The organism is Pseudomonas anatoliensis (genome assembly GCF_017976235.1).
Lineage (GTDB): Bacteria > Pseudomonadota > Gammaproteobacteria > Pseudomonadales > Pseudomonadaceae > Aquipseudomonas > Aquipseudomonas anatoliensis.
In genome coordinates, this window is record NZ_JACVHC010000002.1 from 456,599 (window position 1) to 469,006 (window position 12,408).

General features: G+C 56.9%; 13 protein-coding genes. 5 read left to right on the forward strand and 8 right to left on the reverse strand.

Annotated features, from left to right (window positions below; translation table 11 throughout):
- Positions 1-91: 91 nt before the first annotated feature.
- Positions 92-970 carry a LysR family transcriptional regulator gene (locus ICA16_RS07430; RefSeq protein ID WP_338049913.1) on the forward strand — a complete coding sequence of 293 codons (879 nt, stop codon included), beginning with the start codon at positions 92-94 and terminating at the stop codon, positions 968-970.
- On the opposite strand, the gene ICA16_RS07435 is transcribed toward ICA16_RS07430, so the two are convergent.
- The 3 genes from ICA16_RS07435 to ICA16_RS07445 form a co-directional block, all read right to left on the reverse strand.
- Entirely contained in the window at positions 971-1,501 is a 531-nt protein-coding gene (locus tag ICA16_RS07435; protein ID WP_210700320.1) for a DUF1003 domain-containing protein, read from the reverse strand.
- Positions 1,502-1,684: 183 nt separating this feature from the next.
- The gene (locus tag ICA16_RS07440; RefSeq protein ID WP_210700321.1) at positions 1,685-3,004 is read right to left on the reverse strand and encodes a methyl-accepting chemotaxis protein; all 1,320 of its coding nucleotides are present in this window, start codon (positions 3,002-3,004) and stop codon (positions 1,685-1,687) included.
- A gap of 304 nt (positions 3,005-3,308) precedes the next feature.
- The gene (locus ICA16_RS07445; RefSeq protein WP_210700322.1) at positions 3,309-3,917 is read right to left on the reverse strand and encodes a TetR/AcrR family transcriptional regulator; all 609 of its coding nucleotides are present in this window, start codon (positions 3,915-3,917) and stop codon (positions 3,309-3,311) included.
- 217 nt (positions 3,918-4,134) lie between these two features.
- On the opposite strand from ICA16_RS07445, the gene ICA16_RS07450 reads away from it, so the two are divergent.
- Positions 4,135-5,190 carry an MBL fold metallo-hydrolase gene (locus tag ICA16_RS07450; protein ID WP_210700323.1) on the forward strand — a complete coding sequence of 352 codons (1,056 nt, stop codon included), beginning with the start codon at positions 4,135-4,137 and terminating at the stop codon, positions 5,188-5,190.
- Positions 5,191-5,330: 140 nt separating this feature from the next.
- Here the strand turns inward: ICA16_RS07450 and ICA16_RS07455 are convergent, their stop codons facing one another.
- Together ICA16_RS07455 and ICA16_RS07460 are read right to left on the reverse strand one after the other, a co-directional pair.
- The gene (locus ICA16_RS07455) at positions 5,331-5,648 is read right to left on the reverse strand and encodes a helix-turn-helix domain-containing protein (RefSeq protein WP_210554092.1); all 318 of its coding nucleotides are present in this window, start codon (positions 5,646-5,648) and stop codon (positions 5,331-5,333) included.
- A gap of 60 nt (positions 5,649-5,708) precedes the next feature.
- A complete protein-coding gene (locus tag ICA16_RS07460) occupies positions 5,709-6,509 on the reverse strand; it encodes an AraC family transcriptional regulator (RefSeq protein ID WP_210700324.1) in 801 nt (266 codons plus the stop codon).
- A 112-nt stretch (positions 6,510-6,621) separates the two neighbouring features.
- Here ICA16_RS07460 and ICA16_RS07465 point away from each other — a divergent pair, with 112 nt between their 5' ends.
- The 3 genes from ICA16_RS07465 to ICA16_RS07475 all read left to right on the forward strand — a co-directional run bounded on the left by ICA16_RS07465 (position 6,622) and on the right by ICA16_RS07475 (position 9,489).
- Positions 6,622-7,437, forward strand: a complete 816-nt coding sequence (locus tag ICA16_RS07465) for a sulfite exporter TauE/SafE family protein (RefSeq protein WP_210700325.1) — start codon at positions 6,622-6,624, stop codon at positions 7,435-7,437.
- 48 nt (positions 7,438-7,485) lie between these two features.
- Positions 7,486-8,160: a DUF6933 domain-containing protein gene (locus tag ICA16_RS07470; protein WP_210700326.1), complete on the forward strand. Its 675-nt coding sequence runs from the start codon at positions 7,486-7,488 to the stop codon at positions 8,158-8,160.
- A 132-nt stretch (positions 8,161-8,292) separates the two neighbouring features.
- A complete protein-coding gene (locus ICA16_RS07475; RefSeq protein ID WP_210700327.1) occupies positions 8,293-9,489 on the forward strand; it encodes a hypothetical protein in 1,197 nt (398 codons plus the stop codon).
- A gap of 3 nt (positions 9,490-9,492) precedes the next feature.
- On the opposite strand, the gene ICA16_RS07480 is transcribed toward ICA16_RS07475, so the two are convergent.
- The 3 genes from ICA16_RS07480 to ICA16_RS07490 all read right to left on the reverse strand — a co-directional run bounded on the left by ICA16_RS07480 (position 9,493) and on the right by ICA16_RS07490 (position 12,073).
- A complete protein-coding gene (locus ICA16_RS07480) occupies positions 9,493-10,482 on the reverse strand; it encodes a hypothetical protein (RefSeq protein ID WP_210700328.1) in 990 nt (329 codons plus the stop codon).
- Positions 10,483-10,754: 272 nt separating this feature from the next.
- Complete coding sequence (locus ICA16_RS07485; RefSeq protein ID WP_210700329.1) at positions 10,755-11,264, reverse strand: BRO-N domain-containing protein; 510 nt, start codon at positions 11,262-11,264, stop codon at positions 10,755-10,757.
- Positions 11,265-11,653: 389 nt separating this feature from the next.
- Positions 11,654-12,073, reverse strand: a complete 420-nt coding sequence (locus ICA16_RS07490; protein ID WP_210700330.1) for a very short patch repair endonuclease — start codon at positions 12,071-12,073, stop codon at positions 11,654-11,656.
- Positions 12,074-12,408: the final 335 nt, after the last annotated feature.

Below are 12,408 nucleotides of genomic sequence, written 5' to 3' on the forward strand. Positions count from 1 at the left end.
CTTCGCAGCCCATCGGGGATAAATCCCCTCGCCACAGGGTGGTGGTCACTATAGATTGGCGCTCACGCACTCAATATTGGCGTTTCCCCAAGTGATCAATGCACCCGCGCACTATCGACTCGATTACCCGGATCTGGCGCTGATCCTCGCCTTGGTACGCGGCGGCTCTCTGGCCCGCGCTTCGCAGCTGTTGAAGGTCGATGTGTCGACGGTGTTCCGCGCCGTCCGCCGTCTCGAAGCCGCGCTCGGTCAGCAACTGTTCGAAAAAAGTCGCGCCGGATACTTGCCCACAACTTTGGCGCAGACGCTTTCCGAGCAGGCTGAACGCGCAGAGCAGGCACTCGACGCGGCGCGGATCGGTGTGGAGCAGGGCGGCGAAGTGATCAGCGGTACGGTGCGGCTGACCTGCACCGATTCAGTGTTGCAAGGCTTGCTGCTGCCGGCGCTGGCGCAGTTCATGCCCAACTATCCGGCGCTGACCATTGAACTGAGCACCTCCAACGATTTCGCCAACCTCAGCCGCCGCGATGCCGACATCGCCTTGCGGCTGACGCGTACACCGCCAGAGCACTTGGTCGGACGGCAATTGGCGAAGGTTTCCTACAGGGTTTGCGCCAGTGCAGGTTATCTGCAAAACGTCGACACGGCGGATCTGGCTGCACTGACCTGGATCGCTCCGGACGACTTCCTTCCCGATCACCCGACCATCGCCTGGCGCCGCCAGCATTTGCCCGGCGTGACCCCGGGATATCGCTGCAACAGCATGCTGTCGGTCACGGAACTGGTGCGCGCCGGCCTCGGCGTGGCGGCGTTGCCGGATTTTCTTATCAACGATGATTTGCAGGCGCTGAGCGAGCCGTTGCACGGCTATGACACGGCGCTGTGGCTACTGACGCGTCCGGATTGCCGGGCGTTGCGCTCGGTGGTGACGCTGTTCGATGAGCTGGGGCGGGCGTTGCGTTTAGCCTGATCAACGCTGTGGGTTCTCGCGCATGTGCGCGTGCAACTCGCTGGTCAGGCCTTCGATGCGCTCCGTGAGGTTTTTCGTCATTTCGGTAAGTCGGGTGTTTTGTTCCAGCAACGCCAGCAATTGCGCGGAGTTCTTCGCCGCCTCAGCCTGACGTTCGGTATTGGCCTGTGCCAGCGCTTCACGGTGCTGCGCATCGGCGTCGGCCTGCGCCTTGTCGCGCGCGGCCTGACGGGTTTGCGCGAGCAGGATCAGTGGCGCGGCGTAGGCCGCCTGCAGGCTGAAGGCCAGGTTCAGCAGGATGAACGGGTAGACGTCGAATTGAGTCACGCCCCAAACGTTGAGGCCGATCCACACCGCAACAATCAAGGTTTGCGCGCCAAGGAACAGCGGCGTGCCGAAGAACCGCGCAAAGGCTTCGGCGCGCAAGGCGAAGGCGTCGTTACCGAAGGTCGTGTTCAGGTGGGCGTGGGGGCGGTGGAAGCGCAGGTGATCGACGGGGGCGGGGGATGTTTCGGGTTTTTCGTTGTTCATGGTGTGCTCGGCAGGACTTCGGACGTGCCGTCACTATAGCTCTGCGTTGTGGCGGCCGGCCTCTTCGCGGGCAAGTCCGCACAGGTTCAGCAGTCGTACACAGCATGTGTGATTGACTCATTCCCTGTGGGAGCGGGCTTGCCTGCGAAGGTCGCGACCCGGTCTATCGCCCCTGCACAACCCTCAATTCGGCGCCCGCTCATTGGCAAACATGCTCACCGCCTGCACTGCTTCACTGGCGCCATCACGAATCTGCAAGATCACCGTACCCGCCTGATCCGCCAGTTCCACGCCTTGGGCCGCGCGATCGCGGGTGCCGTCCATGCTCTTGATCGCCTGGCGGGTTTCGCTCTGGATCAAACCGATCATGTTGGAAATTTCCGCTGTGGAGCCGCTGGTACGCGCCGCCAGTTGCCGGACTTCATCGGCCACCACCGCAAAACCACGGCCCTGTTCACCGGCTCGCGCCGCTTCGATGGCAGCGTTGAGCGCCAGCAAGTTGGTCTGGTCAGCAATCGCGCGAATGGTGTTGACGATGGCCGTGATCTGCTCCGAGCGTTCACCCAGATGGGCGATCAGCGTCGAAGACGCGGCAATGTCCTCAGCAATTTCGCGCATTTCGCTGGCCGCTTGTTGAATGACCTGAGTGCCTTGTTCGGCGACTTTCCGCGTCTCGACCGAGATGTGATAGGCGGCGCTGGCACTGCGCGCGTCTTGCTCGTGTTGTTCGACCCGAGCGGTGACGTCCGAGGCGAATTTCACCACTTTGCACAAACGGCCGGAGGCGTCGTAAACCGGGTTGTAATTGGCCTCCAGCCAAACGGTCTGGCCGCGCTTGTCGACGCGTTCGAACTGGCCCTGAAAGAACTCCCCCTGATTCAACCGTCGCCAGAAATCCTGATACGCGCTGCTGTTGACCAATTCTGCGGTGCAGAACAAACGGTGATGTTTGCCTTTGAGCTCGGCGAGTGTGTAACCCATGCGCGTCAGAAAATTCTGGTTGGCCGTGATAATGCTGCCGTCGAGGTTGAATTCAATCACCGCCATTGCCCGGTCGATCGCCTCCAACTTGGCGTTGGCCTCGCTTTCCTGCTGCACCTTGGCCGTGACGTCCATCGCGTACTTGACCACTTTCACCACGCGTCCGGCGACATCCTTGATCGGGTTGTAACTGGCTTCGAGCCAGACCGACTGGCCTTTGCTATTGATGCGTTCGAACGTGCCGGACTGAAACTCACCTCTTTTCAGGCGTGACCACAACTCGCTGTACTGAGCACTGCGACCAAACTCAGGCGTGCAGAACAGACGATGGGGTTGGCCGATCGCTTGTTCGGCGCGGTAACCCATGGTTTTGAGGAAGTTGTCGTTGGCACTCAACACGACGGCGTCGAGATCGAACTCAATCACCGCCATTGAGCGGTTGATTGCATCGAGCAAGCCGTTCTGTTGAGTGAGGGTCTGTTGAAGGTCGTCGAGGGCGGATTTGTGGCGATTGAAGAACATGGCGCATACCTGGAAGTAGGGAAAGACTGGGTTTTGTCCCTGTTTCCGCGGGGGCAGGCCAAGCTGAGGGTTATTGGCATTGGCTGCAAAGTGCCAGCATCCAGGCTGGCCGACGAATCTTATACAGACTTATACGTCCTGTACAAGAAACTGCTGTTTCGAAATTGTACGAATGTGCTCAGATGCCGGTTCGCGATTCAGCTATTGCAGCACGGCATCGCCGTCGATATGCCGTAGCTGTCATTGATGAGCTTGAAATGATCGATGTCGATCAGCTGTTGTGCTGTTGCAGGGGAAGGTCGATCTAGCGCTGATAGTGCGCCAGAAACATCTCCAGCGCCGATTCCGCGACGGTGTTCTGTCTCTCGGCATCAAGCGGCGGCTGGCCCATGGAAATCTGCGGCCAGAAGCCGAATGACTTCAGCAATCCGTGCACCTGTTGCGCAGCAAAATCTGCATCCACGGGTTTCAACCGGCCATCAGCCTGAGCGGCACGAATCCACACCGTCAGGCCTTCCTCCCGCTCCCCCATGCGCGCGACCATGTTCTGTGCACGCTCGGGAGAGTGGATGGTTGCAGCAATCGCCACGCGTGCGAGTCCGAGGAAATTGTCGTCGGCCATTAATTGCAACTTGGCCAGCAGCATCTGCCGCAATTGCTCGCTCAACGGCTGATCCGCGCTATACGTAACGACTTGCTCAGCGCTGATCCGTGCCCACAGTTGGTTGAGAATTTCGGCGAAAAGCTCTTCTTTGCTGGGGAAATGGTTGTACACCGTGCGCTTCGACACACCGGCAGTCGCCGCGATTTTGTCCATGCTGGTGATATCGAAACCGTTGGCACGGAATTCGGCAATCGCCGCTTGAATGATGGCTTCGCGTTTGCGGTCGGTGAGGCGCTGTGGAGCTGTCATAAGTACGCTTCGGCAGGTGAGAGATGAAATTACACTTGGCAGTTTACTTGTCATCGACTTTGATGCAACCTAGGAAACTACACCGATCGGTGTAATGTTGCGTTAATCCTCGTAACCTAAAAACCAGACAGTTCGGCTGATGCGTGCGTGCTTTGGCCATTTATCGTCCCACCGAGGAAAACCGTGAATAGAGCGGGTTTTCTGGAGTCACTCAGTCATGGCCAATCCAGTTTCCGTTCCGGATAAAACATCCACGCCTGAAGCCTCTCGACAGGACCAAGGGCTGTTCCGCAATCATGCGCCGGTGCAACGCGAAGGCTTGCGCAAAATGCTGCGAATCATGTGGAACATGATCTTCCACAAACCCCGCAACACCCGACCAGCCGCGGCAATACCGGTGCAACCGCTGACCCGTGAAGATCTGCTGGCAGCGCCAAACCACAGCGTCTATCGCCTCGGTCACTCGACCCTGTTGCTGAAGATGCAGGACAAATTCTGGATCACCGACCCGGTCTTCGCTGAACGCGCCTCGCCAGTGCAATGGGCCGGCCCGAAGCGTTTCCACCAACCACCGATCAGCCTCGACCAGTTGCCACCGATCGAGGCAGTGATCCTGTCGCACAACCACTACGACCACCTCGATTACGAGGCGGTGCTCAGGCTGGCGGTCAAAACCAATCTGTTCCTGACCCCGCTGGGCGTCGGCGACACGCTCATCAAGTGGGGCATCGACGCGAACAAGGTGCGCCAGTTCGACTGGTGGCAAGGTACTGAAATCGCTGGTGTCCGCTTCATCGCCACGCCGTCGCAGCACTTTTCCGGTCGTGGCCTGTTTGACGGCAACAGCACCTTGTGGGCGTCATGGGTGATGATCGACGGCGACACACGAATCTTCTTCAGCGGCGACAGTGGCTACTTCGACGGCTTCCAACGCATCGGCGAACAGTTCGGCCCGTTCGACCTGACCTTGATGGAAACCGGTGCCTACAACGTCGAATGGCCCCACGTGCACATGCAACCCGAACAGACCCTGCAAGCCCACATCGACCTAAAGGGCCGCTGGCTATTCCCGATCCACAACGGCACTTTCGACCTGGCGATGCATGCCTGGCATGAACCGTTCGACCGCATTCTGGCGCTGGCCTGGGAGCGCAGCATTTCGATTACCACGCCGCAAATGGGTGAGGCCTTCAACATCACGCAACCGCAGCGTGGCAATGCCTGGTGGTTGGGGGTTGAAGGGGAGAGTGAGGGGGTGGTTCAGAACGCCTGACCCCAATGAGTGAATGCTGAATGAGTCTTGTGGTGAGGGGATTTATCACCGATGGACTGCGCAGCAGCCCTTGTTTGGGGGCCGCGTCGCGGCCCATCGGGGATAAATCCCCTCACCACAACTGCTTACTCAGCAAACGCTCACTCAGCCATCGCAAAATCCCCACGCCCCACTGATTCCGCAGCCACCCCGTTCAAACTCGCACTACGTCCCGGCGCAAACCCGGGAAAGAACACCAGCCCCCGCGACTCAAACCGGTACGCCAACGCCAGACGTGCCGCATCCGCCACCTCTTGCTGCGCTTCAAACCGTTGAATGTCGCCTACCGAAACTTCAGCCTCTCGCGATAGCTGTTCCACGCTCCAGCCCAGCATTACTCTGGCCTGCACGCAGTGCGTCGGGGTGAACTGGAAAAGGGCAATGCGTTCGAGGATGTGGTTCATCGCAAGAGAGGCCATGGTGTGCTCCGGGCTCAAGAGTGCTGATTGAAAATGTACTGTGTTTTTGTACAGTTGTTTTCAGCCGGGATCAAACGCATTTTTAGATTTGGCCTGATTTGTCGCCGCCAACCAGACGGACGGTGGCTGACCGAGGATGCGCCGGAACATTGTCGAGAACGCTGCCGGGCTCTCATAACCGAAGTCCAGGGCTATTCGCGTCACCGCTTCACCCGCCGCCAACCGTGCCAACGCGAGCACCACGCAGGCCCTTTGCCGCCATTGGCTGAAGCTCATTCCGGTCTGCTGGCGAAACACTCTGTTGAAGGTGCGTAAGCTTATGTGTAACTGGTCGGCCCACTGTTGTGGCGACTGATGGGCGTTGGGCTGATGGAGAAAGTTCTGACACAGCGCGAGTAGTTTTCCGTCAGTCGGCAAAGGAATGTGCAAGGGCAGCGGAGCACTGCGTGTAACTTCGTGCAGCAACAAATCGATAAGCGCACCGTCGCGCCCACTCGGGTCGTAGGCCAGCGGAACCTCCACCGCTTCCATGAGCAGATGGCGCATCAACGGTGACACATCGATCACCTGACAACGCTCGCCCAAATCTACCGCCCCCGGTTCGATGTACAAACTGCGAGTGCTCACCCCAAGCATCAACACCTCATGTGCCACTCCCGGCGGAATCCACACTGCCCGTTGTGGCGGCACCACCCAGTTGCCGTCATGGGTGCTGACCTGCATCACTCCCGTCGCGCCATAGAGCAATTGCGCTCGACGATGCGTATGAAATGGCAGCAGATGGCCGTGGGAATAATCCGTACCGATCGCCACCACCGGGCGCGGCGTGTCATCCAGCAGATTGATCGAAACGTTGCGCATCAAGTTGTGCTCAGTGGTTGGCGTAAACGCAAACATTATTGGCTGACTTGCTGAAGCAGGCCAAGTCCCGTCGCTTTATCGTCGACCGTTCCCTACAACCGGACGACCCACCATGTTCTATCTCCTGCTGACACTCTTCGGCTGCCTGACCGGTGTCACCGCGGTGCTCTTTGGATTCGGTGGCGGCTTCGTCGTTGTGCCGCTGCTCTACCGAATGCTCACCGCCAGCCACGGCGCCGACGACCCCATCGGCCAGTCAGCGATGCACATCGCCGTCGCCACTTCGACCTGCGTGATGATCGTCAACGCACTGATAGCCACCGACAAACACCGCCGCGCCGGCAATCTAATTCGGGATTACCTGTGGCCGTTGGGCGGATTCATCGGATTGGGCGCGATCATCGGCGCGGTAGCGGCGGTATGGGTCAGCGGCGAAGTGATTCGCTATGCGTTCATCGCCTACCTCGGTGTAACCATTGTTGATTGCCTGTTGCGCCGCGGATTTCTCACACACACCGAAGGCGCAGTCCTACGCCGATTAGGCAGGGTGGAAACGTCCGGCGGCGGTGTAGGCATTGGCGCTATCGCGACGTTTCTTGGCGTAGGAGGAAGCGTCATGACCGTGCCGCTACTGCGCCGTTGCGGCTTGAGCATGTCCCAGGCAACTTCGATGGCTAATCCGTTGAGCGTGCCGGTGGCACTGGCGGGAACGCTGACGTACATGGCGCTGGCGGGTTTTAGCGAGACAGATCTTGGGCCATGGTTTATCGGGTATGTGGATCTGCTGGCGTTCGCGTTGCTGACGGTGGGTTCGTTACTGGGGATTCGATTGGCGACGCGATGGATCGAGCGGATACCGGATCGAGTGCATGCGTGGGTTTATGTTGGATTGTTGATAGTCGTGATGCTGGGTATGGTGATCAGATAAGTGATTACTCGGCTCAGCTCAAGTTAGCCGTCTTAGCAGAGAACCAGGATGTTGATCTTCAATTGCACCGAAGCTGCCAGCAAGTTCTTTAGCCGCATCCATAAGGGCAAAAAGATTACGCCGGTGGACAACAAACCACCGTCGCCGGCCATCGAAGATGACGAGGCCAGCCGTTCTGTAGAGCAGTGGCTAGTCCATGCGGTCACTGTGCAACGTAAGCACGTATTGTTTGTTATCCATGTGAAAACCCGTTACTGCATGGTCTTCGCCGATGCGAAAAAGGCGGACGCAGAAGGTTTTGTTGCCTGGTTTGCAGATCGCTGGCGTGAAGGGTTGATCCGCGATGCGATCAACCACGGTCTTATGGATTGGGTCGATGCCGGCATCATGCCGGAGCGTATGGATCAAGTCTGTCGCGAGTACAGGTTTTATCGGCGCAGCCATCGCAGCGCACAAAAACACATTGATGAAATCGCCTGGTATTTCCAGGGCAGTGCAACTGAGTGGGGCTGTTTACCACAAGGTGAACGTGCAGCCATTGGTTTCGATGCCGCGATGAATGACACGCCCAGAAGCAGCAAAGGTCAGAAAGATATGTACTGGCCGAATGTTGAAATGGTCGCTCACTGGTTACGTGAATATTGCGCTGTTAATGAGTCGGGTATCGAAAGTGCCTTGGCGCGGCGTCTGGTGGCGTGGCGAGAGATCGAAGCTTTTCATTAAGCGCCAGGGTGAGGCCGAAATGTGCGGTTGCACTCGATTCTCTGGTTTAGCCTCGCCATAATCCGCCCCGACTTTCTGCGCGCCGGTGTGCAAACCTCAGGCGCAACCACCGACTCATTCAGGGATCGATCCATGCTCAAGGGACTGCTGCGCCTGGCGCCATACGCTGCTGCGCTATTCACACTGATTTCCACCGCGCACGCCGAAGATAATCGGCTGGTATTCACCGGCACGTTGGGCAAGATGCCGATCGTATTCGAAGTCGACACCAGTGACCCGGAGCAAGTCACCGGTCGCTACTTCTATGAGAAATTTCACCGCGATCTGGAACTCAACGGCACGTTGAAAAACGACGTACTGGTGCTCACAGAGGGCAGCAATCGTATGGAGCCGGACAAGCCGTTACCGACCCTCAAACTGCAACAGATTGATGGCGGCTGGAAGGGCGAATGGCAAAATCCAAAAGGCAAAAAACTGCCCGTACTGGTCACCGATACGCCACTTCCCGAAGTGCCAGCGAATGCATTGCCCTACATCGCCAAGTTGCCCAAGAGCGAGCCTTACGAATATCTGCGGCTTCAGGGACTGAAACTCAAACCCGGTAAAAAGCAGGACTTCATGGGCTACACCCTGCAATGGTGGGAAGAGCCTGATACCAAAATGTCCATGTTCAGCATCGAATCCGGTCTGCCCAAAGAAGATCTGCAACGGGTTAACCAGCAGTTGCTCGGGCGCTTGTGGGACGAGGCCATCAGTTACTACGGTTGCCAGTTGCGCGGTCGCGGCTATGCCGAATTCCTCCAGGACGTCACCCCGACGTTTATCTCGCCCAGTGTGATCAGCCTGAACATTTCCACCAGCTACGACTGCGGCGGCGCGCATCCGGACTTCGGCGATTCCCCACTCAACATCGATGTGAAAACCGGTCACCCGTTGTCGCTCGAAGACGTGCTCTGGGTGGGCGAGGGGCAGCCAATCCTTCACGCAGATCGCTACCGAGGCGGTGACCAGCCTTTGACCGAGGCCGAAGACGCAGCGCGCTCAAAGTACCAACGCGAAATCTTCAAGCCGTGGCTAATAAAGCAACTCACCGCGCTGTACCCGGATGAAATGAAGAAACCGGCGGAGGGTGATGAAGACAGTTGCGACTTCACCAGTGAAGACAACTGGAGCTATTCCAACTGGCACTTCACCGAAAAAGGTCTGTACCTGGGCGCGTACTTCGCCCGCGTAGAACGCGCCTGCGATTCACCCGACTGGTCGATCCTGCCGTACTCGCTAGTCAAACAACACCCTGGCGCCGTCAAACTGCAACTGCCTCAGGGTTAACCCTCACTCCAGACCCGGTGCTTCACGAATAATGAAGTGATCCAGGTTCTCGATATTGGCATTGAAGACCTCGAAAGGCTTTTCGGGGTTCTTCTTGCCTGGCACCTGCTTCAACTCCGGCGTCACGCCATAGAAGAAACAGAACAACGCCTTGTCGCTATCAGCAGCGTGCTTGATCTCCTCCAGAAACGCCTTGCGCTTGCGGTAGTTGTCGATCAGCTTCTTGTTCAGATAAACACTGACCGGGTACGGCTTCTTCTTACTGTCCTCGGGCTTCTTGAACCAGACCTTGTCTACGAAATCGATCCGGAAACTGGCGCCACTGTGGAAGTCCTCGATCTTCTTGATCCGCCCCCAGTAAATCAGCCCCTTGTTGTCCGTCAGATACTCAATCTTCTTGAAGAACGAACTGTACGGCGCCGAGTGTTCGCCGACCTTCAACGGCATCCGCTTGAGCAAATCCTTGTCGGCGAAGTTAGAAACAAAACACTCCACCGGATGCGCGAAAACACTGGTCTTGTCCGGCGCCGATTCACGACTCGCTGACTCTTTACCACTCACCGCCGCCGCCCGCACCGGATCATCGCGCAACACATCCGCCGCCACCGCAGGCGCGGCAGGCTTGCGCACATATTCACGGCGGGTGAGCAACAACTCTGATGGGAAGTGCTCCTCGCGACCGTCATCCGCCTCACCATCTGCCGTTTCAAGACCCGAGGCTGAAGCTTTCAAACTCACATAAGGACAACCCACCACATGCTGGGTCGTGGGCAGGTTCTTGAAGTGCGGCGTGCGCACGTAATTCACGTTCTTGGCGTTGAACGTACCCAACTCGTTGGAGGCCTCGAACGCAGAGCGGCAGGCATCGTTGGGGCACTGGAAGTGCTCCTTCGCGGAGTCGAACGCCACCGTCTCATCGAAATTCAAATCACGAACATCATAAATCGACAACTTGTCGTCGAGGCTGAGGCAGTAGGCGAGATCGAATTTCATGGTGGGGCTCGGATCCTTGAGTGGGGGAGGGGTATTAATAGCGGGAGGCGGCGCGGGTTGCACTGATTGTTTTCAGGATGATGCGGAATCTGTGGGAGCCAGCCTGCTGGCGATTGGTGGGATCCTAATCTCGAATCCAGACACCCACCCAGCAGCAACACATTGAATTGTGGTGAGGGGATTTATCCCCGATGGGCAGCGAAGCTGCCCCAAGGACTTTTGGCCACAAAAAATCCGCTGCTTGAAAACTCAAACAGCGGATTCTGAAGCCATCAGCCTCCACGCAACAATTGTGAAACCTTACGCCACCAGGACTCATGACGACTAAACGGATCATTCGCCAACAAACAAGGCATATCCCGCAACCGAATCCACGGCTCATCCTGCCAGTGCAGCGTGCTCAGCGACATCTGCGGCCAACTCAAAACACTCAATGTCGGACGCTCCGCCGAGCGCGTCGCACGCGCATCACGCAGCGCAGGCACAACTTCATGTGTCAGCCACTCACGAAGCTGGCGATACTCAGGACAGTAGTGATAGATCAGCAGTGCATACACACCGGACTCACTCACCATCATATGTTCCTCAGCTTCGCCATAGGTCTCCACGCACATCATCTGGCGCTGATCAGCATCGAGTTTGCGCAACTGGCGTTCATCAAGATGTTTCCCCATCAACCGGCCCAGCTCCTGGACACAGAGCCACGCCTGGTTCTCAACCAAAAGGGCGTGCAGGTGGGTTTTGTTGCGGGTGAAACGAGTCGGGAGAAGTGGTTCAGACATGGCATGCCTCCTGACCTGGAAGCACGGGATTCGAACGGTGGGTACAGCGAATCACCTTCATCATGAAGGTTGGATAGTCAGGCATTTCCATTTACCTCTGGCTGCTTTCTTAGGGCATTCGTTAAGGGTGTCGGGAGCTAAGAAACCCACCAGAGACGGGCCGGACATATTCCCCTTTCGGGTCTTGTATTCGCCCACTCCCGACATAACGGGATTTTTCGCAGACGTAGAGAAACCGCAGACGAAAAAAAGCCGCATGACTGTCGGGTGCGGAGAACCGCTCTGGTTGAGGCGTTTCTTAGGCGCCGAATTGAGAGCGTGGGGGGCAAAGGTATAAGGTCAACCTTTCAAAATCAGTCGGCTTTTTTCGGCGGAAAGCTCGTAGGTCCTCAATCATTCAAACCAAAGGCTTTTTGGATTTCAGTACGTAGGACTTCTCTGTTTTTTGTGTCGCATTCCCAAACGATCAGCACTCGCCATCCCAGCGAGAGCAGTGTTTGTTGGGCGTTGAGATCTCGCTCAACATTTCTTGCTAGCTTCGGTAACCAGAAATCAAGCCTACTCTTAGGCGTATACGCATATTTACACCCGGGATGCCGGTGCCAAAAGCAGCCGTTTACAAAAAGGCATATTCGGTTCTTGACGAACACTAAGTCTGGCGTTCCCGGCAGATCTCTTCTATGTAGTCGATAACGAAGTCCCAGCTCATGGCAAACCGATCTCACCATCATTTCAGGCTTTGTGTTTTTCCCTTTGATCATCGACATCATCTTGGAGCGGCGTTCAGGATTAACGTTATCAGCGCACATTCGAATTACCCTCTCGACCCAATAAAGAAGTCTGGCCGTAAATCTAGAAAAAGCCGTAAATACAAATATAGAAGCCTGTCACGTGGAGTTTCTTTCTCTCACTCATCACCTAAGCACATGTTTGAAAAGGATCTTTCAAAGCAATCAAAGGCTGTGTTTGGGCGAGGCTGCAGCTGCCCAAGAGGGTGGCAGCTTGAAAGTCCGTCTCTTAACGTGCAACGAAATCTCGTTTCCCTCATGGGGCTTCTTCACTGAAAACAGGGTTAATCATCGACGTGAACATCGCTGGCTTCAACTGATCGTTTACCCAGATCGGTTCTACGGATACAGTTGCA

What these genes read in the sequence shown, in the direction of transcription:
- ICA16_RS07440 (WP_210700321.1), bottom strand. Translation starts at nt 3,004, where the DNA reads ATGTTCTTCAATCGCCACAAATCCGCCCTCGACGACCTTCAACAGACC.
- ICA16_RS07435 (WP_210700320.1), bottom strand. Translation starts at nt 1,501, where the DNA reads ATGAACAACGAAAAACCCGAAACATCCCCCGCCCCCGTCGATCACCTG.
- ICA16_RS07455 (WP_210554092.1), bottom strand. Translation starts at nt 5,648, where the DNA reads ATGGCCTCTCTTGCGATGAACCACATCCTCGAACGCATTGCCCTTTTC.
- ICA16_RS07480 (WP_210700328.1), bottom strand. Translation starts at nt 10,482, where the DNA reads ATGAAATTCGATCTCGCCTACTGCCTCAGCCTCGACGACAAGTTGTCG.
- ICA16_RS07485 (WP_210700329.1), bottom strand. Translation starts at nt 11,264, where the DNA reads ATGTCTGAACCACTTCTCCCGACTCGTTTCACCCGCAACAAAACCCAC.
- ICA16_RS07445 (WP_210700322.1), bottom strand. Translation starts at nt 3,917, where the DNA reads ATGACAGCTCCACAGCGCCTCACCGACCGCAAACGCGAAGCCATCATT.
- ICA16_RS07475 (WP_210700327.1), top strand. Translation starts at nt 8,293, where the DNA reads ATGCTCAAGGGACTGCTGCGCCTGGCGCCATACGCTGCTGCGCTATTC.
- ICA16_RS07460 (WP_210700324.1), bottom strand. Translation starts at nt 6,509, where the DNA reads ATGCGCAACGTTTCGATCAATCTGCTGGATGACACGCCGCGCCCGGTG.
- ICA16_RS07450 (WP_210700323.1), top strand. Translation starts at nt 4,135, where the DNA reads ATGGCCAATCCAGTTTCCGTTCCGGATAAAACATCCACGCCTGAAGCC.
- ICA16_RS07490 (WP_210700330.1), bottom strand. Translation starts at nt 12,073, where the DNA reads ATGTGCGCTGATAACGTTAATCCTGAACGCCGCTCCAAGATGATGTCG.
- ICA16_RS07470 (WP_210700326.1), top strand. Translation starts at nt 7,486, where the DNA reads ATGTTGATCTTCAATTGCACCGAAGCTGCCAGCAAGTTCTTTAGCCGC.
- ICA16_RS07465 (WP_210700325.1), top strand. Translation starts at nt 6,622, where the DNA reads ATGTTCTATCTCCTGCTGACACTCTTCGGCTGCCTGACCGGTGTCACC.